The organism is Aeromonas sp. S13(2024), assembly GCF_041402405.1.
In the GTDB taxonomy this organism is placed as follows: domain Bacteria; phylum Pseudomonadota; class Gammaproteobacteria; order Enterobacterales; family Aeromonadaceae; genus Aeromonas; species Aeromonas veronii.
Genome location: NZ_JBGLRA010000007.1, coordinates 85,075 through 112,063, shown reverse-complemented (window position 1 = coordinate 112,063; position 26,989 = coordinate 85,075). Strand labels below are relative to the sequence as shown.

The 26,989-nt window shown below is 58.6% G+C and carries 23 protein-coding genes; 19 read left to right on the top strand and 4 right to left on the bottom strand.

Annotated features, from left to right (window positions below; genetic code table 11):
- Nucleotide 1: 1 nt before the first annotated feature.
- Nucleotides 2–418, bottom strand: coding sequence for an alternative ribosome rescue aminoacyl-tRNA hydrolase ArfB (gene arfB / locus ACB042_RS11720; protein WP_139430011.1), 417 nt, complete (start codon nt 416–418; stop codon nt 2–4).
- A 201-nt stretch (nt 419–619) separates the two neighbouring features.
- Between arfB and glnK the strand changes: the two genes are divergently transcribed.
- The gene (glnK, locus tag ACB042_RS11715; protein ID WP_005341406.1) at nt 620–958 is read left to right on the top strand and encodes a P-II family nitrogen regulator; all 339 of its coding nucleotides are present in this window, start codon (nt 620–622) and stop codon (nt 956–958) included.
- A 272-nt stretch (nt 959–1,230) separates the two neighbouring features.
- On the opposite strand, the gene ACB042_RS11710 is transcribed toward glnK, so the two are convergent.
- The gene (locus tag ACB042_RS11710; protein ID WP_371178454.1) at nt 1,231–1,662 is read right to left on the bottom strand and encodes a hypothetical protein; all 432 of its coding nucleotides are present in this window, start codon (nt 1,660–1,662) and stop codon (nt 1,231–1,233) included.
- Nucleotides 1,663–1,924: 262 nt separating this feature from the next.
- On the opposite strand from ACB042_RS11710, the gene pulA reads away from it, so the two are divergent.
- Entirely contained in the window at nt 1,925–5,956 is a 4,032-nt protein-coding gene (pulA, locus tag ACB042_RS11705) for a pullulanase-type alpha-1,6-glucosidase (protein WP_371178453.1), read from the top strand.
- 210 nt (nt 5,957–6,166) lie between these two features.
- Here the strand turns inward: pulA and ACB042_RS11700 are convergent, their stop codons facing one another.
- Nucleotides 6,167–8,620, bottom strand: a complete 2,454-nt coding sequence (locus ACB042_RS11700) for a zinc/cadmium/mercury/lead-transporting ATPase (protein WP_371178452.1) — start codon at nt 8,618–8,620, stop codon at nt 6,167–6,169.
- Between the two features lie 184 nt (nt 8,621–8,804).
- On the opposite strand from ACB042_RS11700, the gene tpx reads away from it, so the two are divergent.
- The 5 genes from tpx to ACB042_RS11675 all read left to right on the top strand — a co-directional run bounded on the left by tpx (nt 8,805) and on the right by ACB042_RS11675 (nt 12,556).
- Nucleotides 8,805–9,305 (top strand): thiol peroxidase, encoded by a 501-nt coding sequence (tpx, locus tag ACB042_RS11695; RefSeq protein WP_159142982.1) that lies wholly within the window; start codon nt 8,805–8,807, stop codon nt 9,303–9,305.
- A gap of 383 nt (nt 9,306–9,688) precedes the next feature.
- Nucleotides 9,689–10,879, top strand: a complete 1,191-nt coding sequence (gene nhaA / locus ACB042_RS11690; protein WP_151286214.1) for a Na+/H+ antiporter NhaA — start codon at nt 9,689–9,691, stop codon at nt 10,877–10,879.
- Nucleotides 10,876–11,283, top strand: coding sequence for a hypothetical protein (locus tag ACB042_RS11685; RefSeq protein ID WP_005348920.1), 408 nt, complete (start codon nt 10,876–10,878; stop codon nt 11,281–11,283). Before nhaA ends, ACB042_RS11685 begins: the two co-directional genes overlap by 4 nt.
- On the top strand, nt 11,270–12,202 hold the full coding sequence (nhaR, locus tag ACB042_RS11680) for a transcriptional activator NhaR (RefSeq protein WP_371178451.1): 933 nt from the start codon (nt 11,270–11,272) through the stop codon (nt 12,200–12,202). Before ACB042_RS11685 ends, nhaR begins: the two co-directional genes overlap by 14 nt.
- 51 nt (nt 12,203–12,253) lie before the next feature.
- Nucleotides 12,254–12,556, top strand: a complete 303-nt coding sequence (locus ACB042_RS11675; RefSeq protein WP_013724128.1) for a metalloregulator ArsR/SmtB family transcription factor — start codon at nt 12,254–12,256, stop codon at nt 12,554–12,556.
- 49 nt (nt 12,557–12,605) lie between these two features.
- On the opposite strand, the gene rpsT is transcribed toward ACB042_RS11675, so the two are convergent.
- Nucleotides 12,606–12,869 carry a 30S ribosomal protein S20 gene (gene rpsT / locus ACB042_RS11670; protein ID WP_005308808.1) on the bottom strand — a complete coding sequence of 88 codons (264 nt, stop codon included), beginning with the start codon at nt 12,867–12,869 and terminating at the stop codon, nt 12,606–12,608.
- Nucleotides 12,870–13,060: 191 nt separating this feature from the next.
- Between rpsT and murJ the strand changes: the two genes are divergently transcribed.
- The 12 genes from murJ (at nt 13,061) to tppA (ending at nt 26,989) form a co-directional block, all read left to right on the top strand.
- Nucleotides 13,061–14,623: a murein biosynthesis integral membrane protein MurJ gene (gene murJ, locus ACB042_RS11665; RefSeq protein WP_371178450.1), complete on the top strand. Its 1,563-nt coding sequence runs from the start codon at nt 13,061–13,063 to the stop codon at nt 14,621–14,623.
- Nucleotides 14,624–14,777: 154 nt separating this feature from the next.
- Nucleotides 14,778–15,752, top strand: a complete 975-nt coding sequence (gene ribF / locus ACB042_RS11660) for a bifunctional riboflavin kinase/FAD synthetase (protein ID WP_157162399.1) — start codon at nt 14,778–14,780, stop codon at nt 15,750–15,752.
- The gene (ileS, locus tag ACB042_RS11655; protein ID WP_371178449.1) at nt 15,752–18,613 is read left to right on the top strand and encodes an isoleucine--tRNA ligase; all 2,862 of its coding nucleotides are present in this window, start codon (nt 15,752–15,754) and stop codon (nt 18,611–18,613) included. The genes ribF and ileS overlap by 1 nt, the downstream gene beginning before the upstream one ends.
- Complete coding sequence (gene lspA, locus ACB042_RS11650; protein WP_005340447.1) at nt 18,613–19,110, top strand: signal peptidase II; 498 nt, start codon at nt 18,613–18,615, stop codon at nt 19,108–19,110. The genes ileS and lspA overlap by 1 nt, the downstream gene beginning before the upstream one ends.
- Nucleotides 19,107–19,559 carry an FKBP-type peptidyl-prolyl cis-trans isomerase gene (fkpB, locus tag ACB042_RS11645; protein WP_005341354.1) on the top strand — a complete coding sequence of 151 codons (453 nt, stop codon included), beginning with the start codon at nt 19,107–19,109 and terminating at the stop codon, nt 19,557–19,559. The genes lspA and fkpB overlap by 4 nt, the downstream gene beginning before the upstream one ends.
- Nucleotides 19,559–20,494, top strand: coding sequence for a 4-hydroxy-3-methylbut-2-enyl diphosphate reductase (gene ispH, locus ACB042_RS11640; protein WP_371178448.1), 936 nt, complete (start codon nt 19,559–19,561; stop codon nt 20,492–20,494). Before fkpB ends, ispH begins: the two co-directional genes overlap by 1 nt.
- Before the next feature lie 249 nt (nt 20,495–20,743).
- Complete coding sequence (gene tppE, locus ACB042_RS11635; RefSeq protein WP_144715014.1) at nt 20,744–21,247, top strand: type IVa pilus pseudopilin TppE; 504 nt, start codon at nt 20,744–20,746, stop codon at nt 21,245–21,247.
- A 14-nt stretch (nt 21,248–21,261) separates the two neighbouring features.
- Nucleotides 21,262–21,657, top strand: coding sequence for a type IV pilus modification protein PilV (gene pilV, locus ACB042_RS11630; RefSeq protein ID WP_272950156.1), 396 nt, complete (start codon nt 21,262–21,264; stop codon nt 21,655–21,657).
- Nucleotides 21,654–22,754 carry a PilW family protein gene (locus ACB042_RS11625; protein WP_371178447.1) on the top strand — a complete coding sequence of 367 codons (1,101 nt, stop codon included), beginning with the start codon at nt 21,654–21,656 and terminating at the stop codon, nt 22,752–22,754. The genes pilV and ACB042_RS11625 overlap by 4 nt, the downstream gene beginning before the upstream one ends.
- Nucleotides 22,755–22,765: 11 nt before the next feature.
- Nucleotides 22,766–23,242, top strand: coding sequence for a PilX N-terminal domain-containing pilus assembly protein (locus ACB042_RS11620; RefSeq protein ID WP_123173790.1), 477 nt, complete (start codon nt 22,766–22,768; stop codon nt 23,240–23,242).
- Nucleotides 23,243–23,252: 10 nt separating this feature from the next.
- On the top strand, nt 23,253–26,579 hold the full coding sequence (locus ACB042_RS11615; RefSeq protein ID WP_371178446.1) for a pilus assembly protein: 3,327 nt from the start codon (nt 23,253–23,255) through the stop codon (nt 26,577–26,579).
- 8 nt (nt 26,580–26,587) lie between these two features.
- The gene (gene tppA / locus ACB042_RS11610) at nt 26,588–26,989 is read left to right on the top strand and encodes a type IVa pilus pseudopilin TppA (protein WP_100646789.1); all 402 of its coding nucleotides are present in this window, start codon (nt 26,588–26,590) and stop codon (nt 26,987–26,989) included.

The window sequence follows — 26,989 nt, the reverse complement described above, 5'->3', positions numbered from 1 at the left end:
CTCAGTCCAGAACCGGTTTGCCGCGGGCGGATTTGATATCCCCCTTGCGCTTTTTGGCATCGACCCGTTTGCGCTGGGAGCTGCGGGTCGGCTTGGTGGCATGGCGAGCCTTGGGGCGCCAGGCTGCTTTCTTCAGCAACTCCACCAGACGGTTCATCGCCTCCTTGCGGTTCATGTCCTGGCTGCGATGGCTCTCGACCCGGATCAGGATAAAGCCATCGTGTACCCGGCTGTCGCTCAGCTTGTCGAGACCCTCCTTGTAGAGGGGCGTCAGGCTGGGAGAGTTGCGGTAATCGAAGCGCAGCCAGACGGCGGAGTCGGTCTTGTTGACGTGCTGTCCACCGTTGCCCTGTGCCCGCATGGTCTGAAATTGCAGCTCATGCCAGGGAATCGTGACGCTGTTGGAGATAACTAACATGCTGTTTTGCTCTTGTTTGGTGCATACCCGCTGACCGCTGCAGCATGGTGCCTCATTATGGGGCGTGCTGGCCGGTTATGGGGATGTGCCTGACGAATGGCGCAGGCATTAAACTCTATCTATATGAAATAAAACAATAAAAATACTTGGCATAAGAATTGAAACCCGATTCATGACACACCATGGATTGGGAGCAACCAGATGAAGCTGATTAGTGCGATTATCAAACCGTTCAAGTTGGACGATGTCCGCGAGGCTATTGCCAACCTGGGGGTGGAAGGGCTGACCGTGTCCGAGGTCAAGGGATTTGGCCGCCAGAAGGGACACACCGAATTATACCGGGGAGCCGAGTATCAGGTCGACTTCCTGCCCAAGGTGAAGCTGGAGATTGCTACCGCCGATGATAACGTGGAAGGGGTGATCGAGGCGATCTGCAAGGCGGCCTATACCGGCAAGATCGGCGACGGCAAGATTTTTGTCTACGACTTGCTGCAAGCGGTGCGCATCCGCACCGGCGAGAGTGACGACGAGGCGCTGTGATGAACCGCATCAGTGACGTACAGATCTGTTGACCTCCCGATCTCGGGGAATCCCGATGGCGTGAGCGCTTATTGAAGTCTGATCAACATAACGTTTTGCTCAGAAGAGGCCGAATGGGATTCCATCCGGTCTTTCTTTGTTGCTTTTAGCTATGTATTTGCTCACGCAAGCGGCAATACCTCATGATGTGACTATCTTAGTTTGGTAACAGGGCTGGATGAATCTGCCTATCTGAGAACGTAGTATGCACAAGTGTTTTACACCCGTCTGATTCAGTGCGGCTGTCCGGTGATCTCATCCTGGGGCTTGTGTTGCCACACAGCACCGAGCAGCAGCTTGAGCAGTAGCCCGGGCGGGTTGTCCAGCAGCTTGCCGGACTCCAGCAGCTTGCCGGACTCCAGCAGCAACTGGCCATCGGCGCGAAACCCGAGGCTGGCATCTATGGTGCCATCCTCCGAGACCACCTGGATCAGGCCATTGAGGGCGGAGCGCTCGCCGGGCTGACAGCGTAGCCGCAGTTCGCGGGGTTCCCCCAGCAGGGTGAAGGCGCGGCTCAGCGGGGGGGAGTCTTCATAGTCGGGCCAGTTGAAGAAGTGATACTGCTCGGCCAGGGTGCCTGCCTGCTGGCAGAACTGGTCGAATAGCTGCCCGATCGCCTGATACTCCTGATCGAGTCGTCTTGCCTGCTCTTCAATCCGTTTCATTGTTTACTCCTTGTCTATCCACTTGATCAGACATTGCTTTTCTGACCCCGTGACTGCCGTTTTCCAGATATGAGGCCAAATGGCCACGAGGTCTGTGAGCCGGATCGAAGTTTCAGTCTGAAAACGTTATCTTGTTAAAACTGGATGGTTTTTTTGCCCTTCCGCTCACATTTGAATCGATTGCCGCTGATTAATATGGCACCGCCTGGCAATGACCGGGTGCTCGACTATCGAGACTAACTACAGCGGGAATTATAAAAATATGGATATGAAAAAGACCAAAGTGGCGCTGGTAACAGCCTCACTGCTCGCGCTTTTGTCTGGTTGTAATGACAACGGCTCCTCCCCCACACCTGAACCCACGGACGGCCCCGTTGCCCGTCTACCCAAGATGGATCCCCCTAAAGAGTTGCTGGAAGCCGATAAAAACCAGGTTGTTATCGCATTGGTGGATACCCAGTCGGCAGCCAAAGGGGCCAAGGCACCGTTTGACAGCCACAGCCTGCATCTGTGGAACAACGATGCCTGTAACGCTACCGCTGATAGTGGCCTGAATACCGGGTGGGATGACAAGAGCAAGACACCAGCTACCGCCGACAGCTTTGGTCCGGCCTGGGTCGTGCCGCTCAAAAATGTGGAAGGGTGCATCAACTTTATCGCTCGCAACGGCGATCTGGCCAACCTGACCGGCAGCGATATGAAGGTGATCTTCAGTGAGCACCCGGATCGCACCGTAGCTATCGTCGCGGGCAAGAAGGAGCTGTTTGGCAGCCGTGCCGAAGCCTTTACCGCGGCCTTTGGTGTGGCGGGGGCCAGCGCTCATCTTATCGATGGCAATACCCTGATTTGGCAAGGGGGCAAAGACAAGCCCCACGTTCGCCTCTATTACACCGACTCGGGCACCATCAAGGCCAATGCCGATGGGGTGTTCGATTTCCCCTATATCAGCCTGACCGCGACCAGCCTCACTGCCGAGCAGCAGGCCAAATATCCGCATCTCAAGGATGCCGCCGCCTTTGCCCTGCCTGCCGGTAAAGATCTCAAGCCCCTGCTCAAGGGGGAACTGGTGGCTATCGGCACCGATGCCGACGGTATCCTGCAAGGAGCGACCCTGGTGCAGAGCGCCGGCGCCCTCGATGCGCTCTATGCTCCCGAGGCGACCAAGCTGAGCTATGGCGCCGTGGTAGAGGGCAACCGGGTGACCTTCCGCCTCTGGGCGCCGACCGCCAAGTCGGTCAAGCTGGCCCTCTACAACGCCAGCCACCAGAAGAGTGGTGAAGTGGCCATGACTTTCGACAGCGCCAGCGGCAGCTGGAGTTACGAAGGGGGCAGCGAGCTGATCGGCCAGTTCTACCGCTACGACATGGAGGTTTACCACCCGCTGAGCCGCAAGGTCGAGCACTACGAGGTGACCGATCCCTACTCCTTGAGCCTGGCGATGAACTCCGAGTTCAGTCAGGTAGTGGATCTCGACGATCCGGCCCTGAAACCGGAAGGATGGGACAGCCTCAAGGCGCCACACAGCCAGCAGAACCCCGCCGATATCACCATCTATGAGGCCCATGTTCGCGACCTGACCGGCAACGATGCCTCCACCGATGAAGAGAAGCGCGGCAAATTTGTCGGCCTGACCCAGCCCGACTCTGTACCGGTCAACCATCTGAAATCCCTGGCAAAGAGCGGCGTCAGCCACCTGCACCTGCTGCCGGTGTTCGATATCGCCACCGTCAACGAGGATCCGGCCAAGGTGGCCAATCTCGGCGATGACTTCAGCAAGCTCTGTCAGGTCAATCCGGATGTGAAAACATCCAGATTTGGCGGCTATTGCGGTGGCGGTCAGACTGTGGGAGATGTGCTGGCCGACCTGCAAGGGGGCGACAGCAAGGATAATCCGCAGGTGCAGGAGCTCTCCGGCTATCTGCGCGGCGTCGACTCCTTCAACTGGGGTTATGATCCCTACCACTACACCACGCCGGAAGGCTCCTACGCCACCAACGCCGAGGGCACCAAACGTATTCTGGAGTTCCGCGAGATGGTCAAGGCCATCAAGCAGAACATCGGCATGAACGTGGTGATGGACGTGGTCTACAACCACACCAACGAATCCGGGCTCGGCCCCAAGTCGGTGCTCGACAAGATAGTGCCCTGGTACTATCAGCGCCTCAATCCGGAGACTGGCTCGGTGGAGAACTCCACCTGCTGTTCCAACACGGCGCCGGAACACGCCATGTTCGCCAAGCTGATGGATGACTCTCTGGTCACCTGGGCGCGCGACTACAAGATCGACGCCTTCCGCTTCGACCTGATGGGCCACCATCCGAAAGATCAGATGGTGCAGGCGCTGGCCGCGGTGAAGAAGGTCAATCCCGAGATGTACTTCTACGGTGAGGGGTGGAACTTCGGCGAAGTGCAGGATGACAAGCGCTTCGTGCAGGCGACCCAGAAGCATCTGGGCGGTACCGGTATCGGCTCTTTCTCGGACCGCTTGCGCGATGCGGTGCGCGGCGGCAGTCCGTTCGACGGCGGCGATACCATTCGCAAGACCCAGGGCTTTGGCAACGGTGCTTTCGTCGATCCTAACGAAATGAGCAAGGTGGATCTGGCTACGGCCTTGCACCAGTCCGATCTGGTGAGGCTCGGCATGGCGGGCAACCTCAAGGAGTTCGTGCTGACCGACAAGGATGGCATGCCGAAGAAAGGCGCCGAGATCGACTACAACGGTCAGAGCGCCGGTTATGCCCAGGATCCGGTGGAGGTGCAGAACTATGTCGACAAGCACGACAACCAGACCCTGTTCGACAACCTGATCTACAAGGCGCCTGCCGGAGCCGATCTGGTGCGGATGCAGGGGGTCTCGCTGGCGACTGCCATGCTGGGGCAGGGCATTCCCTTCACCCACGCCGGTGTCGAGCTGCTGCGATCCAAATCCATGGAGCGGGACAGCTATGACTCGGGCGACTGGTACAACAAGGTCGACTACACCCTGGGTGACAACAACTTCGACAAGGGGTTGCCGCGCAAGGATAAGGATGGCGACAACTATCCGCTGATCGAGCAGGTGCTCGGCAAGCATGCCAAGCCGGGCTCGGCCGAGATGGCGCAGATGGTGAGCTTCTATCGGGAGCTGGCGGAGCTGCGCAACTCCTCCCGCCTGCTGCGTCTGGGCAGTGGCGCCGAGGTGATCAAGCGGGTCGACTTCCGCAATACCGGCCCGGATCAGGTGCCCGGCCTTATCGTCATGACGGTGGATGATGGCGTCAGTGCCGGGGCGGATCTGGATCCGGCCATCGACGGCCTGGTGGTGATGATCAACGCCAGCAACCAGAGCCAGAGCATCGGTGACTTCCGTGACGGTAACGATCAGCCGATCGATCTGAGCGGTATGGTGCTAAGCAGCAAGCATCGCGCAGTCGACAGCATCGCCAGCGGCGCCGCCTATGATAACGGCCAGCTGACGCTGGGGGCCTGGTCTGCCGCTGTGTTCGTCAAGCCGCAGAATGGCGCTCAGGGCGCGGGCCTGCCGGTCAGCAAGAAGACCGACCTGAGCACCCTGCCACCGTTTGGCAACACCGATGTTTATCTGAAGGGGTTCCTCGATGAGTGGGGCAACACCAACCAGATGACCTTCAGCGGCAACTTCATGTACGAGTTCACTACCGAGGTGAGCACCGACAAGCTGGGTCCCACCAACGTCAAGATCGCTGACGCCAGCTGGGGGCCGGTCAACTACGGCAGTTGCAACGCTGGTGACAAGCTGGTGGTCGGCACCCCGCTGACCCTTTGCAAGGGGGGAGAAACCGGCAATATCGGTGTCGATCTGGCCAAGGCAGGCAGCTACAAGTTTGTCTTTACCGCCATGAACAAGGACAAGCCGACCCTGAGCGTCAGCTTCACCGAGCCGGTGCAGAGTTGCAAGGTGCTGGATACGGTGGCGGGCAATCCGCTCGGCTACAACCTGTTCGTCAAGGGTGAGCTCTCCGGCTGGGGAGCCCAGCCCCAGTACCAGCTGAGCTACAAGGGGATGGACGGCGATCTCGCCATCTATCAGGCGGCGTTCAACTACGCCGGTAGCACCGAGTTCAAGGTCGCCAACGAGGACTGGAGCAAGGAGTACCTGCTCAACGGTGGCGGCGCGGTGAACGCTGAAACCGGCTATTCGTTCGCCTTCTCCAAGGGTGGCAGTGCCAATAACAGCATCACCCTGCCGCAGGGGCTGTGGAGTGTGCTGGTGAAGGTTGACCAGGCTGGCGTCAAGGCGGGCACAGCCGTCATTCAGGAGTGCAGCGTCAAGTAAGCAAGCCATTGAGTCCGGGGGATGGCTCGGTGCCCCCGGGTTGAATTCCACCTTGCCAAGGTTGGGATAACTCCGAGAGAGTAAGCAAAGCGCGACTGCCGACCGGCAGGCGCGCTTTTTCTTTTACGGGGTGCCGTGAGAGAAATGAGAGGAAAAAGAAAAGCCGTCCCGGTTAGGGGACGGCTTTTGGCTGGGATGCCATTGGCTGGCTTAGCGCTTGCGCAGCAGCCGCAGGGCGTTGGCGGTCACCAGCGCGGTGGCGCCGGTATCGGCCAGCACCGCAATCCACAGGCCGGTGATGCCGAGCAGACTGGTGACCAGGAAGATGGCCTTCAGCCCCAGTGCCAGCGCGATATTCTGGTGAATATTGGCCAGTGCCGCCCGCGACAGCCGGATCATCGCGGCGATGCCACCGAGCTGGTTGTGGGTCAGCGCCGCATCGGCGGTCTCCAGCGCCACATCGGTGCCGCCCCCCATGGCGATGCCGATACTGGCCCGCTTCATGGCGGGGGCATCGTTGATACCATCGCCGATCATGGCAACCTTCCGGGTGCTGGCCAGCTTGGCGATCTCTTCTACCTTGTTCTCCGGCAGCAGACCGGCGCGCCAGCCCATGCCCAGCTCGGTGGCGATCGCCTCGGCAGCGTTGGGGTTATCCCCGGTCAGCATGATGCTGTTGAGCCCGAGCCGGTTGAGCTCTTGCAGCGCGGTGGCGGCTTCCGGCCGGATCTGATCCCGCAGCGCCAGCAGGGCGACCGGCAGCGCTTGGTCGCCGCTGCTCTGGCAGAGCACCACAACGGTCTTGCCCTGCCGCTCCAGCGACTCAATCCGGGTCTGCTGCTCCGCATTCAGGGTCGCCACCCGGCTCGGTGCCAGCAGTTGCCACAGTTCACCGTTGATGCGTCCCTCAACGCCCATGCCCGGCAGGGCACGCAGGTCGCGGGCCTCCGCCAGAGTCAGCCCCTGTTCGGTCGCGTTGGCGACCACGGCGCGGGCCAGCGGGTGGTGAGAGCCCTGCTCGATGGCAGCCGCCAGCGCCAGCAACTCGGTCTCCGGCTGGCCATTGAGGCTCACCAGTTCGGTCAGCTGCGGCTTGCCCAGCGTCAGGGTGCCGGTCTTGTCAAAGGCGACGGTATCGATATGGGCCAGTCGCTCCAGTGCGGCACCCCCTTTGATCAGCGCTCCCTGACGGGTGGCGGCGGCCAGCGCCGAGGTGACCGCTGCCGGGGTGGAGATGACCAGCGCGCAAGGGCAGCCAATGAGCAGCAGCGCCAGCCCGCGATAGATCCACTCGTCCCAGCTCTGGCCGAAGGCAAGGGGCGGCACCAGCACCACCAGCAGGGCGGCCAGCATCATGGCCGGGGTATACCAGCGGCTGAAGCGATCGATAAAGCGCTCGATGGGGGCGCGCTGGCTTTCGGCCTCCTCGATGAGGTGCAGAATGCGGTCGATGGCGTTGTTGCCAGGCTCGGAGACGACTTCAAGGCTCAGCACTCGATCGGCAGCCAGACTGCCGGCCGGCACCTTGTCACCCTGACGGCGTTCCACCGGAATGGATTCACCGGTCAGGGCGCTCTCGTCAAACGCACCGAGCTCATCGAGCAGGCGGGCGTCGGCAGGTAGACGGGCACCCGGGGCGATTTCGATGATATCGCCGGGACGCAGCTCATCGGCGCCGACCTCTTCGCGCACCTCGCCCTCGGCAGTGGTACGGATCCGCAGCGCCTTGTCAGGCACCAGCGCCATCAGGGCGGTCACTCCGGCCCGGGCGCGACCGGCGGCGTAGGCCTCCAGATGCTCACCCAGCATAAAGAGCAGCAGCACCATGGCCGCTTCGGCGGTTTCACCGAGGAACAGGGCGCCCAGGGCGGCCACCGTCATCAGGGTCTCGATGGCGAAGGGGGAGCCGCTTTTGGTCAGTGCCCACGCCTTGCGCGAGATGGGCCACAGACCCCAGAGGGTCGCCAGGGTAAAGAGCGGCTGACCGAACTCTTTCGGCAGCAGGGCGGCAACCAGCATCAGACCGGCCAGTGACAGGGGCTGCCAATATTTGCCCAAAAAGTTATCGAATAGATTGCCCTGCAGGGGCTGTTGTGAAGCTTGCTTGCGGCCAGCTGCCTGCTTGTCAGCGCTTTCCCCTTTGAGCTGGAAACCGGCGGCCAGCACAGCGGCGGTGACGGGATCGGGAGATAGGCCGGGGGCCAGATCCACCACCAGCTTCTCGGTGGCAAACAGCACGCGCGCCTGTTGCACGCCGCTCACCCGGCTGACGGCGGTCTCGATCTTGCGGGCGCAGCTGGGACAATCCATCCCCAACACCTGCCAGCTGTGGCGACTGTTACCTTGCTCCGGCGCAACTAGCGGGTCGGCAGGGGGCATATCGTGCTTATGCTTATGCTCATGCTTATGATCGTGAGCTGGCGATAAGGGGGCGCTGCAGCACGCTTGATCGTGACAGCTTCCTCGGGGAGGCTCTTCATCCCCAGGGGATTCATTGCCGTCACGGGATGCGTGCTCATGAGGCGTCTGGGTTGAACAGCAACTGACGGGCGTGGTGTTGTCGCAGCAGTGGCTATCGTGGTGATGTTCACTCTGGCCGGAGGCCGCCTTGCTGACGGCCTTGATGGGGGCGGCGTGCTGATGATTGCAGCAGGATTTGCTCATGATGAGTCCCTCTTGATGGATCCCGCCCCTGCGAGATCCCTGATTACTGAGAAGGAGTCTAAACCTTGGTGTTAAGTCCAAGGTCAACCCCTTTATATCCCTTGTCTTCGCGGGTGTTTGTCTGGTCCCGCCGCCCCTATACTGATCACCCGGATTTTTACTACACCAATAAAGGACATAACACATGAGCAACTCAGTCACTCTGCAAGGCAACCCGGTTTCTGTCGCTGGTCACTTCCCGGTCTCCGGTGAGCAAGCCAAGCCATTCTCTCTGGTGGCCAAGGATCTCTCCGACGTGACCCTGGCAAGCTTTGCCGGTCAGCGCAAAATCCTGAACATCTTCCCGAGCGTCGATACCCCGACCTGCGCGACCTCTGTGCGCAAGTTCAACGAGCAGGCCAGCGCGCTGGATAACACAGTTGTGCTGTGCATCTCCGCCGATCTGCCGTTCGCCCAGTCCCGCTTCTGCGGCGCCGAAGGTCTGGACAAGGTTGTGACCCTCTCCACCCTGCGCGGTGCGGCCTTCATGGAAGATTACGGCGTTGCCTTCTCTTCCGGTCCGCTGGTCGGTCTGACCGCTCGCGCCATCGTGGTGCTGGATGGTGACAACAAGGTGCTGCACAGCGAGCTGGTCGCCGAAGTTGCCGACGAGCCGAACTACGCTGCAGCGCTGGCCGTGCTGTAAGGCTGCAAGCCATGAAAAATCCCGCTTCGGCGGGATTTTTTATGGCTATGATTTGTGCCATCGAGCAACCGCGGGGCTATGTTTGTTTTGCATGTCATACAGAACAGGCCACCTAGATATGAGTTTTAATGCGTTACGTAATAAAGTCTCGTGACCTTATGGCCATTATCTAACGTTGTATTTTTATGCAGATAAATAATTGAAAATTCATTTTGTTGATTAATAAGACGGTAGCCAGAGACGAGGAAAAACCTGCTTCTTATAGCAGGTATGTTCTATTTTGCCTTCGGTTTTTTCGTTGTATTGAGCAGCAAGAAACGATTTTCCATTGGTTGTTGCAGGAGATAGACTCAAACCAAAGCAATACGGTGGAAAATTTAACCATGAGTGACGTAATCAAAAAGTTCCTGAAGCTGGAGGCCGCCTCCGGAATTATTCTGATCATGGCTGCCATGCTGGCAATGATTTTAGCCAATACCGCGCTGGCTGGCGGGTATCAGGCGTTTCTCGACACGCCGGTTCAGGTGCGCATCGCAGCTCTCGACATCAACAAGCCACTGCTGCTCTGGATCAACGATGGCTTTATGGCGATCTTCTTCCTGCTGGTTGGCCTGGAAGTGAAGCGAGAGATGCTGGAAGGGGCGCTCTCGACCCGGGTTCAGGCGACCTTCCCGGCTATCGCTGCGGTGGGCGGCATGCTGGCCCCAGCCTTGATCTACGCCTTTTTCAACTATTCGGATGAAGTGGCGCGCGCTGGCTGGGCGATCCCGGCTGCGACCGACATCGCCTTTGCCCTCGGGGTGATGGCGCTGCTCGGCAAGCGGGTGCCGGTGAGCCTCAAGGTATTTCTGTTGGCGCTGGCCATCATGGATGACCTCGGCGTCATCATCATCATCGCGCTCTTCTATACCCAGCAGCTGTCGCTGGAGGCGCTGGCCATCGGTATTCTGGCAACCCTCACCCTGCTTTGGATGAATCGTCGTGGTGAGGACAGGATCAGCCTCTACATGCTGGTTGGCCTAGTGCTCTGGGTTGCGGTGCTCAAGTCTGGCGTCCATGCGACCCTGGCCGGTGTGGTGGTCGGTTTTATGGTCCCGCTTAACGGCAAGCGTTACGCCTCGCCGCTCAAGTATCTGGAGCACAAGTTGCACCCCTGGAGTGCCTATCTGATCCTGCCGCTGTTTGCCTTTGCCAACGCCGGGGTATCGCTGGAGGGGATTGGTCTCTCCTCCCTGCTGAGTCCGGTACCTATGGGGATCATGCTGGGGCTGTTTATCGGCAAGCCGCTCGGGGTGTTCACCATCAGCTGGCTGTCGGTCAAGCTGGGCATCGCCCAGTTGCCGCCCGGGGTCAACTTCAAGCAAATTTTTGCGGTCAGCATCCTCTGTGGCATCGGGTTCACCATGTCGATGTTTATCGCGTCTCTCGCCTTCGAGCACGGTGGGCTGGATTACGGCAGCTACTCTCGCCTCGGGATCCTGGTGGGCTCCACCATGGCGGCGGTAGTCGGCTATCTGGCCTTGCGCATGGCCCTTCCCAAGGGTGAAGGGGAACAGAGTACGGAGGGACTATGAAGCTGCATACAGGGTTGTTGATGCTGTTGTTGAGCCCCGCGGCCTGGGCCGGCGGGCTGGAGGATTGCAAGCAGGACGCCACTTCGGCGAACTGCTCTGCCTATCTCAACGGGGTGGTAGACAGCGCCCTGCTGCTGGGGGACAAGCAGGCCAAGGCGCGCTTTGGCGAGACCTTCTCCGAGCGGGCGCTGAGCAGCCGGGCTGGCGAGATGGTAAAGCGTTCCAACAAGCGTTATTGCGCTGACCGGATGCCTGACAAGGCACGCCTCAAGGCCAGTCTGATGGAGCAGTTTGGCGCGAACAAGGTTGACTCGGTTAGCGACATGTATGACATTCTGGCGGTTGAACTCAGCTGCTACCGGAGTCCGCGTCAAGCGGGAACCCCATCGGATGTCACACCTTAACTACAACCATCTCTACTATTTCTGGATGACTCAGAAGAAGGGCTCCGTTACCCAGGCAGCGGAAGCCCTTTTTTTGACCCCGCAAACCGTCACCGGCCAGATCAAGCTGCTGGAGCAGCGCCTCGGTGGCAAGCTGCTCAAACGCAAGGGGCGCTCCCTTGAGGCGACCGAGCTGGGCCAGCTGGTATTTCGTTATGCCGACAAGATGTTCAGCCTCTCCTACGAGATGCTCGATATCGTCAACTACCGCAAGGAGAGCCAGATCCTGTTCGACGTCGGCATCGCAGATGCCCTCTCCAAGCGCCTTGCCAGCCGCGTGCTTCTCTCTGTCATCCCCAATGATGGTTCCATCCATCTGCGCTGTTTCGAATCGACCCACGAACTGCTGCTGGAGCAGCTGAGCGAACACAAGCTCGATATGATCCTCTCCGACTGTCCGGTGGACTCCAGCCAGCATGCGGGGCTGCTCTCCAAGCGGTTGGGCGGCTGTGGCGTCAGCTTCTTCTGCAAGGCGCCATTGCCCGAAAAGCCATTTCCCGCCTGTCTGGAGGAGCGCAAGCTGTTGATCCCCGGTCGCCGTACTGCCATGGGCCGTCAGCTGACCCAGTGGTTCGAGCAGCAGGGGGTTTCTCCCAGCATTCTTGGCGAGTTTGATGATGCCGCCTTGATGAAGGCGTTTGGCTTCTTCAATCAGGGCATCTTTATGGCTCCCACCATCTATCAGGAGGAGATCCTCGAGGGGGAGGGGGTGATGCTGATCGGGGAAACCCAGGATCTGATGGAGGAGTATTACGTCATCTTCGCCGAGCGGATGATCCAGCATCCGGCGGTGAAGCGGGTCTGCGAGAGCGATTTTACCTTTCTCTTTTCCGGCCAGGAGAATTTTTCCGCCATTCAGCCGGCCACCCTGTCGTTTTAAAACGACCCGTCACCACGTATCATCGGCGATCAGTGGCAGAGGAGAGATGTGATGCAACTTGAAGAGATGGAAGCCAATGCGAGTAAAGCGGTGGCCTTGCTCAAGGCGCTGGCCAACGAACGGCGGCTGTTTATTCTGTGCCAGTTGCTGGAGCGAGAGCTGTCGGTGGGGGAGCTCAACGAGCGATTGGGATTGAGTCAGTCGGCCTTGTCACAGCATCTGGCGCTATTGCGGCGGGATGAACTGGTGACGACGCGCAAAGAGGCCCAGACGGTCTACTATTCGCTGCGCAGCCATGAGGTGCGTGAAATGATCAGTTTGCTGCATCGACTTTATTGCAGCGCAGATAAATAAAAAACCGGCACTAAGGCCGGTTTTTTCAGCTTTGATCAGCAGACGCTGATTAAGCCATAGCTTTGATCTGGGCAGACAGGCGGCTCTTGTGACGAGCAGCTTTGTTCTTGTGGATCAGGCCTTTGGTCGCCATACGATCCATGATCGGCTGAGCAACAGCGAAAGCGGCAGTCGCAGCAGCTTTGTCGCCAGAGGCGATAGCAGCAATGACTTTCTTCAGGTAGGTACGGGTCATGGAACGACGGCTGGCGTTGTGCTGACGGCGTTTTTCTGACTGAAGAGCGCGCTTCTTAGCAGATTTGATGTTAGCCAAGGTAAAACTCCTAAAACTGTCTTAGCGAGTGTATTGAAAAGGCCCGGAAATATGCCCTTCCAACCACATATTGTCAAATGATTTGTGCAAATAAACACCGCCTCCCGGTGGTGTGTCAGTAGGGAGACGGTTAAACTGTCGGCCGATTCTAGCAGCATTCTTTTCATTCTGACAGTTCCAGAGGCCTCGTCTTGAGTAAGAAATTGATCAAATCCGGCATGATAGTGTCCGGAATGACGCTGGCATCCCGCGTAATGGGCTTGGTTCGCGATGTGGTCATCGCAAATCTGCTCGGTGCCGGGGTGGCCGCCGACGTCTTCTTTTTTGCCAATCGCATTCCCAACTTTCTGCGTCGTCTGTTCGCCGAAGGTGCCTTCAACCAGGCTTTTGTTCCCGTGATGACGGAGTACAAGAAAAATGGCGACGAGGGGGAAGTGCGTGAATTGCTGGCGGCGGTAGCGGGCACGCTGGGGGGGATAGTGACTGTGGTCACCCTGCTCGGGGTGCTGGGGTCGGGTGTGCTGACCGCGCTGTTTGGCTGGGGCTGGTTCTGGGATTGGCTGCACGGTGGCCCCGCGGCCGAGAAGTTCGAGCTCGCCAGTCTGATGCTCAAAATCACCTTCCCTTACCTCTGGTTCATCACCTTTACCGCCATGGCGGGGGCTATCCTCAACACCTTCGGCCGCTTTGCGGTCTCGTCGTTTACGCCGGTGTTTCTCAACATCACCATGATTGCGGCGGCCTGGTGGATTGCGCCACTGATGGACAAACCGGAGATCTCGCTGGCGATTGGTGTCTTTTTGGGCGGTTTGGTGCAGTTTTTGTTCCAGTACCCCTTTTTGCGCCAAATCAACATGCTGGTATGGCCCAAATGGGGATGGAATCACCCGGGGGTGGTGAAGATCCGCACCCTGATGATCCCGGCCCTGTTCGGGGTCTCGGTCAGCCAGATTAACCTGCTGGTCAACACCATGCTGGCTTCGTTCCTGGCGACCGGTGCCATCAGTTATCTCTACTACTCTGATCGCCTGCTGGAGTTCCCCCTCGGCCTGTTTGCGGTGGCCATCAGTACCGTGATTCTGCCGGCATTGGCCAAGAAGCATGTGGATGCCGATCCGGCGGACTTCTCCCGCACCATGGATTGGGGGGTGCGGATGGTGATGCTGCTCGGCCTGCCCGCCATGATAGGCATTGCGGTGATGCGCGAGCCTATTTTGCGGGTGCTGTTCATGCGCGGCGAATTTGGCCTGCATGAGGTGAGCATGTCGAGCGCCAGCCTGCTGGCCTCCACTACCGGTCTGCTCTCCCTGATGCTGATCAAGGTTCTGGCACCTGGTTACTATGCCCGTCAAGACACCAAAACACCGGTGCGGATCGGGGTGATGTCGATGATTGCCAACATGGTCTGCAACCTCATCTTCATCTACCCGCTCGGTTACGTGGGGTTGGCGCTCTCGACCGCCTGCTCGGGCACTCTGAATGCGGCCTTGCTGTTCAAGGGGTTGTACCAGCAGAGCGTCTATCGTCCCTCCCGCCATACTGGCGTGTTCTGCCTCAAGCTGCTGGTCGCCAGCGTGCTGATGGGGGGCGTGCTCGCCTATCTGTCGCCAGATTTGGCCCAGTGGGGCGCATGGAGCATGGGCAAGGCCAGTTTGCAGCTGACCATACTGCTGTCGCTGGGGGCTGCGGTCTATGCCGTGGTGTTGCTGCTGCTGGGCATTCGGCCGCGTCACCTTAAATCGGGGCAGCAGTAGCCGTGATCCTGCTGCGCCATGGGGATAGTGCCTCATGGCGCAGCAGGGGGCGTGATTGGGCCCGGATAGTTGAAATCAGGCTATGAGGGCTGACCCTGCCTGCTGCCTGATATATAATCCGCCGATTTCCATGGCAGCAACGCACAAGGCACTGATGGAGCTTATTCGCGGCATTCACAATCTCAAGCCCCGTCACCGGGGATGTGTATTAACCATTGGCAACTTTGATGGGGTTCATCAGGGTCACCATGCGGTATTGGCACGTCTCAAGGAGAAATCGGCCCAGCTGGGATTGCCCGCCTGCGTCATGCTGTTTGAGCCGCAGCCGCTGGAGCTGTTTGCCGGCACGGCAGCGCCCGCCCGGCTGAGCCGGTTGCGGGAGAAGTACGAAGCGCTGCAGGGGCTGCATATCGATCGCATGCTCTGCGTGCGCTTCAGCCACCGCTTTGCTGAACAAGCTGCTTCGACCTTCATCGAGCAGTTACTGGTGGAGAAGCTCGGAGTGCGCTATCTGGTGGTCGGCGATGATTTTCGCTTCGGCAAGGGGCGGGAAGGGGATTTCCACCTGCTGGAGGAGGCGGGCCATCGCTTCGGCTTCGAGGTGATCAGTACCCAGAGCTTCCAGCTCGAACGGCAGCGGGTCAGCAGCACCCTGGTGCGTGAAGCCCTCAAAGCGGGTCGGATGGCGGAAGTGGAGCTGATGCTTGGCCGTCCCTACACCATCAGCGGCCGGGTGGCCCACGGCGACAAGCTGGGGCGCACCATAGGTTTTCCCACTGCCAATCTGGCCCTCAAGCGTCAGGTGATCCCGGTCGGTGGCGTGTTTGCGGTGGAAGTGATATGTTCCGGCAAGACCTTCCCCGGTGTAGCCAATGTGGGTGTACGGCCGACCTTGAGCGGTACACAAGCCAGATTGGAAGTACATCTATTTGATTTTTCTGGTGACCTATATGGTCAGCAGGTCAAGGTGCTGCTTCGCCACAAGCTGCGCGAAGAGCAGAAGTTTGCCTCTTTCACTGCCTTGAAAGAGCAGATCGAACGAGATGCCCTGGCGGCCCGAGCCTGGTTCGGGCTGCCACAATTCAATTTACCCAGCACTCTTTTAGAAAAGAAGGGAACCCAGGACTGATGAGCGACTATAAACACACCCTGAATCTTCCGGAAACCGAGTTTCCGATGCGTGGCGATCTGGCCAAGCGCGAACCCAACATGCTGAAACGTTGGTACGATCAGGATCTCTACGGCGCTATTCGCCGCGCCAAAGCGGGCAAGCCTTCTTTCATTCTGCATGATGGCCCCCCCTATGCGAACGGCAACATTCACATCGGTCACTCGGTCAACAAGATCCTCAAAGACATCATCATCAAGTCCAAGGGCCTCTCCGGTTTCGATTCCCCCTATGTGCCGGGTTGGGATTGCCACGGTCTGCCTATCGAGCTGAAAGTGGAAGGCATGGTTGGCAAACCGGGCGAGAAGGTTTCTGCCGCTGAATTCCGCGCCGAGTGCCGCAAATATGCCAAGACCCAGATCGAAGCGCAGAAGACCGACTTCATCCGTCTGGGTGTGCTGGGCGACTGGGAACACCCCTATCTGACCATGGATTTTGGCACCGAAGCCAACATCATCCGCTCCATGGCCAAGATCGTTGAAAACGGCCACCTGCACAAAGGCTCCAAGCCGGTGCACTGGTGTACCGATTGTGGCTCTGCGCTGGCTGAGGCTGAAGTGGAGTACTACGACAAGAACTCTCCCTCCATCGATGTGCGCTTCAAGGCCGTTGACGAGGCGGGCGTTGCCGCCAAGTTTGACTGTGCCGAAGGCCACACAGGCAAGGGCCCGATCTCTGCGGTGATCTGGACCACCACTCCGTGGACCCTGCCAGCCAACCGCGCTATCGCCATGCACGCCGATCTGGATTACGCACTGGTGCAGGTTGAAGGTGAGCACCCCGAGCGTCTGATCCTGGCCGCCGAGCTGGTCAAGGACGTCATGGATCGCGCCGGTATCGAGAAGTTCCACAATCTGGGTTACGCCAAGGGCGCCGCGCTCGAGCTGCTGCGCTTCAACCACCCCTTCTACAGCTTCGATGTGCCTGTGGTACTGGGTGATCACGTTACCTTGGATGCAGGTACCGGTGCCGTTCACACCGCACCTGGCCACGGTCAGGAAGACTTCGTGGTCGGTCAGAAGTACGGTCTGGAAGTGGCCAACCCGGTTGGCAGCAACGGTGTTTACCTGCCGGATACCGAACTGTTTGCCGGCCAGCATGTGTTCAAGGCCAATGCCTCCGTGATCGAAGTGCTGACCGAACGCGGCGCCCTGCTGCATCACAAGGTGTTCAACCACTCCTATCCGCACTGCTGGCGTCACAAGACCCCGATCATCTTCCGTGCCACCCCGCAGTGGTTCATCAGCATGGAGCAGAAGGGTCTGCGCAAGCGCGCGCTGGAAGAGATCGAGCGCATCGAGAAGGACGGTATTGCCCAGCAAGGCCAGAGCGGCTGGGTACCGGCTTGGGGTAAAAACCGCATTCAGGCGATGGTCGAGAACCGTCCTGACTGGTGTATCTCCCGTCAGCGTACCTGGGGTGTGCCCATCTCCCTGTTCGTCCACAAAGAGACCCAGGAACTGCATCCGGAATCCGTGCGCCTGATGCACGAAGTAGCCAAGCGGGTCGAGCAGTCCGGCATCCAGGCCTGGTGGGATCTCGACAAGGCGGAGCTGCTGGGTGCCGATGCCGACATGTACGACAAGGTGCCTGACACTCTGGACGTCTGGTTTGACTCCGGTTCTACCCACGCCTCCGTGGTCGATGCCCGTCCCGAGTTCAACGGCAAGCCAGCCGACATGTATCTGGAAGGTTCTGACCAGCACCGTGGTTGGTTCATGTCCTCCCTGATGATCGGTGTGGCCATGAAAGACAAGGCTCCCTACAACCAGGTGCTGACTCACGGCTTCACCGTGGATGGTCAGGGTCGCAAGATGTCCAAGTCCATCGGCAACGTGGTGAGCCCGCAGGACGTGATGAACAAGCTGGGTGCCGACATCCTGCGTCTGTGGGTAGCGAGCACTGACTACACCGGCGAGATGACTGTCTCCGACGAGATCCTCAAGCGCTCTGCCGATGCTTATCGTCGTATTCGCAATACTGCCCGCTTCCTGCTGGCCAACCTGAACGGCTTCAATCCAGCGACCGACATGGTGGCGCCCGCCGACATGGTAGTGGTGGATCGTTGGGCTGTCGGTCGTGCCAAAGCGGTACAGGCCGAGATCATGGCGGCATTCGACGAGTACAACTTCCACGGCGTGACCCAGAAGCTGATGCAGTTCTGCTCCATCGAGATGGGCTCCTTCTATCTGGATGTCATCAAGGATCGCCAGTACACCGCCAAGGCTGACAGCCTGGCCCGTCGCTCCTGCCAGACCGCCCTCTATCACATTGCCGAGGCCATGGTGCGCTGGATGGCGCCGATCATGAGCTTCACCGCTGATGAAATCTGGGCCCTGCTGCCGGGTGAGCGCGGCGAGTTCGTCTTCACCGAAGAGTGGTACGACGGCCTGTTCGGTCTGGAAGTGGGTGAATCCCTCAATGACGAGTTCTGGGCCGAGATCCTCACCGTGCGTGGTGAAGTGAACAAGGCGCTGGAAGTGGCCCGTGGCGAGAAGCGCATCGGCGGTTCCCTGCAGGCCGAACTGACCCTGTTCGCCAAGCCGGAGCTGGCTGCACGCCTGAATGCCCTGGCTGATGAGCTGCGCTTCGTGCTGCTCACCTCCAAAGCCAAGGTTGTGGAGGCTGACACTGCGCCGGAAGGCTCTGTGGCGACCGAGCGTGATGACCTGTGGCTGAGCGTGGCCCAGTCTGCCGCCGCCAAGTGCGACCGCTGCTGGCACCATGTAGAAGATGTGGGCACTATCGCGGGTCACGAAGAGATCTGTGGTCGCTGTGTGACCAACGTTGAGGGTGACGGCGAAACTCGTCAATTTGCCTGATGAACATGACTCAACATAAAAGCGGCCTGCGTTGGCTGTGGTTGGCAGTGCTGGCCTTTGTACTGGACCAGGCGAGCAAGCTCGCCGTGGTCAAGTTGCTGCCATTTGGTTACCCGGGGGTGGAGATCACCCCCTTCTTCAATCTGGTTCACGTCTACAACAAGGGCGCCGCATTTAGCTTTCTGGCTGATCAGGGGGGCTGGCAGCGCTGGTTCTTCGCGGTGCTGGCTTTTGCCATCTGTGGATTGCTGATCCACTGGCTGCGCAAGCAGTCGGTGACCCAGCGTTGGAGCGGTATCGCCTATTCACTCATCATCGGCGGCGCCCTTGGCAACGTCTTTGATCGACTGGTGTTGGGCCATGTGGTCGATTTCCTCGACTTCTACTGGCAGCGTGCGCATTGGCCGGCATTCAACCTGGCCGACAGCTTTATCTTTATCGGGGCCGCCATGATCGTGCTGGACGGTTTCCGTGGTGAGAAAAAGGAGCAGGCATGAGCCAGCAGATCACCGCTAACAGCAGCGTGCTGTTCCACTTCTCCATCAAGCTGGAAGATGGCTCGGTTGCCGACAGTACTGCGCTGCACGGCAAACCTGCCCGCCTGCGGATGGGCGATGGCAGCCTGACTCCCACCTTCGAGCAGTGTCTGCTGGGGCTGAGCGAAGGGGAGAGCAAGAGCTTCACGCTGGCGCCGGAAGAGGCCTTTGGCCTCTCCAACCCCGACAACATCTACCATCTCGACCGTGCCAAGTTTGGCGCCGATGTGGAGCCAAAAGTCGGCACCATCATCCTGTTCGATCAGCCCAACGGCAGCGAGCTGCCGGGCATCATCCGGGCGGTAGCCGGGATGTCGGTCACGGTCGATTTCAACCACCCGCTGGCCGGTCATACCGTCACCTTCGAGGTGGAGATCCTGGGCGTTGATGATGAGGAGAAGGTGCATTAATGGATATTCTGCTCGCTAACCCTCGCGGTTTTTGCGCCGGTGTCGATCGCGCCATCAGCATTGTCGAGAGCGCGCTGGAGAAGTTCGGTGCCCCCATCTATGTCCGCCACGAAGTGGTGCATAACCGTTATGTGGTGAACAAGCTGAAAGAGGCTGGCGCAGTCTTCGTCGAGGAGCTGGACGAGGTGCCGGACGACAGCATCGTCATCTTTTCTGCTCACGGCGTGGCCAAAACAGTGCGCGAGATGGCCAAGTCCCGCGCCCTCAAGGTATTCGATGCCACCTGTCCGCTGGTGACCAAGGTTCATATGGAGGTGCATCGAGCCAGCCGCAAGGGCTCCGAGGCGGTGCTCATCGGCCACGCCGGTCACCCCGAGGTGATCGGGACCATGGGGCAGTACGAGAATCGCGAAGGCGGCATGTATCTGGTGGAGACGCCGGAAGATGTGGCCAAGCTCAGGGTGAAAAATCCGGATGACCTCTGCTTCGTCACCCAGACTACCCTGAGCGTGGATGAGACCTCTGACGTCATCGATGCGTTGCGTAAGTACTTCCCCAAGATCCAGGGGCCGCGCAAGGACGATATCTGCTACGCCACCCAAAACCGTCAGGATGCGGTGCGGGAGATGGCGGGGCTGGTGGACGCCATGCTGGTGGTGGGGTCTCGCAACTCCTCCAACTCCAACCGTCTGCGCGAGCTGGCCGAGAAGGTGGGCGCCAGAGCCTATCTTATCGACGATGCGTCGATGATCGAGGCGAGCTGGCTAGAGGGCGTGAAGGCGATCGGCGTCACTGCCGGTGCGTCCGCTCCCGAGGTGCTGGTGCAGTCCGTGATTGCACGCCTGCGGGAGTTGGGTGGCAATGTCGTCGCCGAGCATCCTGGCCGTGAAGAGAACGTGGTGTTTGAGGTACCACCCGAGCTGCGGATCCTCTGATCCCTGTCATCTCGCTAGATGTCGGTTTATTGCCAAAGCCACCTCGTTGAGGTGGCTTTTTTGGTCCCAACGAGTCCCTTGTGCATGTTCGCAACCAGATCGCAGCAAAAATTGATGATGTAGCTCGAACTTTTGCATTGCCGGGATTGAAACCCCAAGTGCCCGGCATAGACTGCCAGCAAGCCCTTATTCTGGCTTAGCACACATGGAGTGTGTCTGTCCTCCTGGAACAAATCAGAGCGAAACAGGATGTTTTTGCGTTCAGGTTTTAGCCTTATCGAGCTTATGGTCACCATAGCGCTCGTCTCTTTGTTACTCACGTTGGGGGTTCCTTCCTTCAACGCTTTGCTGCGCAATATTTCTCTCAATACTCAGGCTAACAACTTTGTTGCGGCCATCAACCTTGCCCGCTCAGAAGCCATTCGCCGCAACACGGTAGTGACCCTCTCCGCCTCTGCCGATAACCTGACCCAGCATCACTGGGAGGCTGGCTGGCAGATCTGGGTCGATGGCAACGGTAACGGCATACTGGATAATGGTGAGTTGTTGCGAGGCTTTCCCGACATGGGGGGCGGGGTATTGAGCAGCAATACCTCCCTGCTGCGTTTTAATAGCGAGGGTTTTCTTGATGGCCGCACTCCGTTGGCACGGGTATTTTCCCTGCGTCCTGATGAGTGTCGGAATGAGCCCTCCCGTGATATCAACATCACAGTGGCTGGTCGCCCTTCCATTACCGAGGCTAGCTGCCCATGATGCGAGAACGGGGTTTGTCACTGCTTGAAATCATGATCTCGGTACTGGTGCTCTCCATCGGTATTCTGGGCATGGCGACTCTGCAACTGCAGGCTCTCAAGAGTAACCAGTCGGCGCTGACGCGTACCGAGGCGACCCAGTATGCATACATGATCAACGACATGATGCGGGCTAATCGCAGCGCGGCTCTGAACGGGCAATACAATATCGACTTGGGCGAAACTGTCTCGGGTAGCTCTATGGCGGTTCAGGATCTGCAACACTGGAAGCGGGTCGTAGCCGAGCTACCAGGTGGCGATGGCGCCGTATCGGTCAGTGCCGGAAGGGCCACCATCACTATTCAGTGGGATAGCAGTCGGCTGTCGACTGATCCTGCGTCGCGCAGCATGATCCTGAGGACGGACCTATGAGTAGGAGCGGTTTGCCGCTACACCAGCACGGGATCGGCTTGGTCGAGGTGATGATCGCCTTGGTGCTCTCGCTGATAACGGTGGGGGTCATGATTCAGGTGTTTCTCGGCAATCACAAAACCTATCTCACTGGCGAGGCCATTGCCCGGGTGCGGGAAGATAGCGGATTTGCCACCAATCTGCTGCAAAAAGAGCTGCGTATGGTGGGCTATCAGGGGTGTCTCAGCAAACAGGGGGTTAATATCACCAATACCCTCAACAACAGCACAGCACTGCCCTACAACTTCACCACTTTTTTGCGTGGTTACGACAATGTAACGGCAACTTTACCAACTGCGCTGTCTGCTCTGTTCAGCGGCTCCGAGCCCAGACCCATGCCGGGTAGCGATATCCTGTTGGTTCAGGGGCCGGTTGGGGTTGGGGTTCCGCTCAGTCGTGATAATCATAACAGTGCCGCCCAGCTGTTTGTGCAGCAGCTATCCAGCAAGGCCGACTATTGTGGTTTCGGCGCACAGGGTTATAGCGATCTGTGCGAGGGAGATATCGTCATGGTCTCCGACTGTCAGAAGGCCAGAATATTTCAGGTCACCAAAGTACAGAGCGTGGCAGGGGGGCGTGAGGTCAATATCGTCCACTCCAATGACAACAAATATACGCCAGGCAATGCCAGCAGTTCCTGGGGGGGGGCCAGCAGCCCACCCGAGGAGCGATTCGGTCTTGGCTCGGTCGTGAACAGGGTGGAAACCCGTCTCTACTATATCGCCCGCCCCTCTGCCAGCAGCCCCTACGCGCTTTATCGCAAGAACGGGGGGGCTGCAGGTATGCCCCTTATCGAAGGGGTGGCCAATATGCAACTTACATTCGGCGAGGATCAGAACCGGGATCGGGCGGCAGATCGCTATGTGAGCGCCGCCAGCAATCCAAACTGGAACAATGTACTGGGGATTGGAGTACAGCTTCTTATGCGCAGTAACCAAGGCAATGTGGTGTCGTCTCCGCAGGCCCTTAGCTTTGCCGGAGCCACCTTCCGGGCGAACGATCGCAACTGGTACTGGGTCGCCGAAACCACAGTTGCGCTGCGCAACCGGCTACCTTGAGGAGCCCAGTCATGATGGATCGACAGCAGGGGATGGCGCTGGTGATCAGCCTGATTTTTCTGGTCATGGTGAGCCTGCTGGGGATGGCCAGTATGCGTGGGGCGCAGTTGCAAGAGAAGATGGCGGGTAACCAGAAAGAGGCGCTGCAGGCATTGCAGGCGGCAGAAGCGGGCCTGCGCGCTGCCGAGCGCTATATCGAGGCTGGCAACTCGGGTCCCTATGACAACAGCGCGGGCCTGTATGAATTTATCGACACCGCGGTGGATCCTGCCTCCCCTTCGACCGCCTGGCGTACCTATACCAACAGTGGTCTGGCGGGGCGCGCTCCCGAATACTTTATCGAACGGTTGCCCTATACCCAGGGGGGGAGCGAGGATCTGGCAGTCGATGAGCCCATCAGTGAGCGTCGTCTATATCGTATTACTGCAAGGGGATTTGGTCTCTCTGACGAGAGCCGGGTGCTGTTGCAATCGACCTATAGTCGCTAGGAGGCGGTGTATGGGCAAACTTGGTTTTGGCCTTTCGGTGATGCTCTGCTGTGCTTCGGCACAGGCGGCGCTCGATATTGCCCAGGTTCCCCTCTATCTCGGCACCCGGGCCGATCCCAATATCATGTTTACCCTGGATGATTCAGGCTCGATGCATTTCGAGATCATGCCCGAGTCCTTGATCGAGAACGAAGCACGCTATGTCTACCCACGAGCCAACAATGTTTATGGGAATGACGATTACGCCAACTATACGATCACCTTTGCTAGCGACAATGCCCGCAATGCCTACGTGCGCTCCAGCCATAACAACAAGCTCTATTACAACCCGCAGCTGACCTATCGTCCCTGGGCCAATGCGGATGGCTCCTTGATGGCAAATGCCAAAGTGACCTGTGCCCCTCACAACCCTATGAAGACGGCGGCCGGTTGTCGCAACCTGACTGAAACCAATCGAGCATGGTGGGCCATCTATTACACTGAGTTTTCTCCTTATTATTACAACCAAGACGAGAGTTTCTGGCCGGCTGTCTATTTTGACTACAAGGGAAGTGGCAATGTATTCAACGCCAAGAACTATACCCGGGTGGTGATAAACAAAGCGGTGGCCACCGTCTATGACGGTCGCCCCAATCGCAGTGACTGCAAAAACGCTCCCCTTTGTAGCTATGACGAAGAGATCCAGAACTTTGCCAACTGGTATACCTATTACCGCTCGCGGATTTTGGCTGCTCGTGCAGGCGTGGGACGAGCTTTTGCCAGTCAGGGGGAGGGAATTCGGGTCGGCTTTGCCACCATCAACGCCAAGGATAGTGTTATTCGTGGTGTCACCCCTTTTTCGGGTACCGACCGAAGCGCATTTTTCAATGAACTGTATGGCCGCGATATTTTGGCGAAGGGGACACCGCTGCGTACCGGCCTGAAAGAGGTAGGGGAGTATTTTTCCCGCAGTGACAATAATGGCCCCTGGTCTGCCCGTGCCGGCAGCACGCTTCCTCATCTGACTTGCCGCCAGAGCTACAACATCCTGATGACGGATGGATACTGGAACGGTGATTCCCCCTCGGTCGGCGATCAGGACCAGGATGGCATCAATAACACCCTGGCGGACGTGGCCTACAAATACTGGAAGACGGATCTGCGTAGCGACTTGGCCAACAAGGTGCCGACGAGCACGGCAGACCCTGCCAACTGGCAGCATCTGGTCAACTTTACCGTCGGGCTCGGGGTCAACGGTTCGCTCAATCCGGCCAACGGTATCCCGAGCCGCTGGCCGAATCCTTATGATTCCGATGAGTTCAAGATCGACGATCTGTGGCATGCTGCCGTCAACAGCAAGGGGAGTTTCTTCAGCGCGGCGGATCCGGATACTTTCGCCGAGGCCCTGAGCAGCACGCTGGCTCAGATTGCCGCCCGCAACAGCTCCGCCAGTTCGGTGACGGCCAACGCCACCCGCCTCGACAGCAACACCCACATTTACCAGGCTCGTTACAACAGTGGTGACTGGTCGGGGCAACTGGTCTCGATCCCGCTTAACAGTGATGGCTCTCTGGGGAATATCGCCTGGGATGCCGCTACCTTGATCCCCGAGCCTTCGGCACGCAATATCTTCACCCGGCAAGATGGTGTCGGCATCCCCTTTCGTTGGGATACGCTGAATGTGACCAACCGGGCTCTATTCAATGTCGCTGGTGACAACCAGGGAGAAAGCCGTGTCGCCTATCTGCGCGGTGATCGCAGTGGTGAGCAGCGTAATGGTGGTGCGTTTCGTAATCGTAGTGATCTGCTCGGCGACATCATCAATTCTGATCCCGTCTACGTGGGCAAGCGTGATTACGGTTACAGCAGTGCAGCCGGTCTGACCCAGACCGAGCGGGAGGGTTACCAAGCTTTTCTAAGCTCGACGGCGATTACCCGGCGCCCACCCATGCTCTATGTCGGTGCCAATGACGGTATGCTGCACGGATTTCGAGTCGCCGACGGTGTCGAGCGACTGGCCTATATCCCGTCCAGCCTGCTGGGCGAGCTGAATCAGTTGACCAGACCGAATTACAGCCATCGCTACTATGTGGATGGGACGCCCAGGGTAGGCGATGCCTATCTGGGCAGTCGCTGGAAGAGCATCTTGCTGGGATCCACCGGTGCCGGTGGCAAGGCGGTATTTGCCATCGATGTGACGGCCCCGGATAACTTCACCGCCGACAAGATGCTGTGGGAGTTCACCGATAGCGAAATGGGGGTTGCAGTGGCGGCACCCACTCTGGTGCGGGTCAAAGCCGACAACAAATGGGTTGCTCTGGTTGCGAATGGTTACAACAGCACCAGTCAGACTGCGAGGCTGTTTGTACTGGATCTGGCGACTGGCGCCATCATCAAAGAGATTGATACCGAGGTAGGGTCTTCCAGCGAGCCCAATGGTCTATCTTCCCCCTTGCCGGTAGATCAAGACGGGGACAGGGTTGTCGACTATGTCTATGCCGGTGACCTGCACGGCAATCTGTGGAAATTCGATCTGACTGACAAAAACAGTGCCCAGTGGGGAAGTGCTTTGAAAACGGGCAACAAGCCCAAGCCGCTGTTCCAGGCCTGTAATGGCAGCTGCAGTGCCGGTACGCGTCAGCCGATCACCATGCGTCCTTTAGCTATTCGGCACCCTAAAGGGGGGGTTATGGTGATGATGGGGACTGGCAGTTATTTTACCAATGATGACAAACTGGTTCCCGCTACGCCGAGGCTGGAAGCGGTGTACGGTATCTGGGATACGGGGGCTACCGTGCTCAGTAGCCAGCTGTTGCAGCAGAGCATCACCCATGAGTTTGTGGCCAACGGCACCACTATCAAGTTCAACGTGAGGGTTGTCTCCAACCGGAATGTCAATTACACCAGCCAAAAGGGTTGGTATCTGCTATTGAAATCGCCAGGCTTGAGCAAGGGGGTCGGTGAGCGTGCCGTCTCCGAGATGCTCTATCGGCATAAGCGACTGATCTTCAATACCTTGATCCCGTCGGCGGATGCCTGTGACTTTGGTGGCCGCTCCTGGCTGATGGAGCTGGATCCCATCTCGGGGGCCAGACTCACCTACTCGGTGTTTGACGTTAACGGCGACGGGGCCGTCAACGATGATGATTACGTCGCGATCGAGGATGAAGCCGGCAATGACATCAAGGTGCCGGTCAGCGGCAAGCAATTTGATGAGCTCACCACGACGCCAAGCGTAGTGGAAGATGCCGAGATGGAGCGCAAATATATCAGCGGCTCCAGCGGAAATATCTCGGTCACACTGGAAGAGGGGGCAGGCGATCTGGGTGGCCGCCAGTCCTGGTTGCAACTGGAGTAGAGGTTGGCATGGAACGTGGTTTTACCCTGATTGAGTTGATGATAGTGGTCGCAGTGGTCGCCATTCTGGCCGCGATCGCGTACCCCAGTTACAACAACTACATGGCGGCAGCCAAGCGGGCCGAAGCCAAGGCTGTGTTGCTGGAAGCGGCGCAATATCTGGAGCGGGAGTTTACTGCCAATGGCAATTACGACGCCGGTAACCTGGCTTCTGCCGGTTTGGCGACCCTGCCGAGGGATGGTGGTGCTGCTTATTACAATATGGCGCTCAATGTCAGCGGGGCCCGTTATACCCTGACGGCTATTCCGACCGGTGTGATGAATGGCGACCCCTGCGGCCTGCTAACTCTGGATCAGGGGGGGCTGCAGGGAGTGTCGATGGCCACTATGACGGCTGCCGAGTGCTGGTAG

Coding starts and splice junctions, on each gene's coding strand:
- ACB042_RS11620 (WP_123173790.1), top strand. CDS start 22,766: ATGATGGATCGACAGCAGGGGATGGCGCTGGTGATCAGCCTGATTTTT.
- tpx (WP_159142982.1), top strand. CDS start 8,805: ATGAGCAACTCAGTCACTCTGCAAGGCAACCCGGTTTCTGTCGCTGGT.
- ACB042_RS11615 (WP_371178446.1), top strand. CDS start 23,253: ATGGGCAAACTTGGTTTTGGCCTTTCGGTGATGCTCTGCTGTGCTTCG.
- ACB042_RS11625 (WP_371178447.1), top strand. CDS start 21,654: ATGAGTAGGAGCGGTTTGCCGCTACACCAGCACGGGATCGGCTTGGTC.
- ribF (WP_157162399.1), top strand. CDS start 14,778: ATGGAGCTTATTCGCGGCATTCACAATCTCAAGCCCCGTCACCGGGGA.
- lspA (WP_005340447.1), top strand. CDS start 18,613: ATGAACATGACTCAACATAAAAGCGGCCTGCGTTGGCTGTGGTTGGCA.
- nhaR (WP_371178451.1), top strand. CDS start 11,270: ATGTCACACCTTAACTACAACCATCTCTACTATTTCTGGATGACTCAG.
- ACB042_RS11675 (WP_013724128.1), top strand. CDS start 12,254: ATGCAACTTGAAGAGATGGAAGCCAATGCGAGTAAAGCGGTGGCCTTG.
- nhaA (WP_151286214.1), top strand. CDS start 9,689: ATGAGTGACGTAATCAAAAAGTTCCTGAAGCTGGAGGCCGCCTCCGGA.
- pulA (WP_371178453.1), top strand. CDS start 1,925: ATGGATATGAAAAAGACCAAAGTGGCGCTGGTAACAGCCTCACTGCTC.
- ACB042_RS11700 (WP_371178452.1), bottom strand. CDS start 8,620: ATGAGCAAATCCTGCTGCAATCATCAGCACGCCGCCCCCATCAAGGCC.
- tppE (WP_144715014.1), top strand. CDS start 20,744: ATGTTTTTGCGTTCAGGTTTTAGCCTTATCGAGCTTATGGTCACCATA.
- fkpB (WP_005341354.1), top strand. CDS start 19,107: ATGAGCCAGCAGATCACCGCTAACAGCAGCGTGCTGTTCCACTTCTCC.
- ispH (WP_371178448.1), top strand. CDS start 19,559: ATGGATATTCTGCTCGCTAACCCTCGCGGTTTTTGCGCCGGTGTCGAT.
- glnK (WP_005341406.1), top strand. CDS start 620: ATGAAGCTGATTAGTGCGATTATCAAACCGTTCAAGTTGGACGATGTC.
- ACB042_RS11685 (WP_005348920.1), top strand. CDS start 10,876: ATGAAGCTGCATACAGGGTTGTTGATGCTGTTGTTGAGCCCCGCGGCC.
- arfB (WP_139430011.1), bottom strand. CDS start 418: ATGTTAGTTATCTCCAACAGCGTCACGATTCCCTGGCATGAGCTGCAA.
- ACB042_RS11710 (WP_371178454.1), bottom strand. CDS start 1,662: ATGAAACGGATTGAAGAGCAGGCAAGACGACTCGATCAGGAGTATCAG.
- tppA (WP_100646789.1), top strand. CDS start 26,588: ATGGAACGTGGTTTTACCCTGATTGAGTTGATGATAGTGGTCGCAGTG.
- ileS (WP_371178449.1), top strand. CDS start 15,752: ATGAGCGACTATAAACACACCCTGAATCTTCCGGAAACCGAGTTTCCG.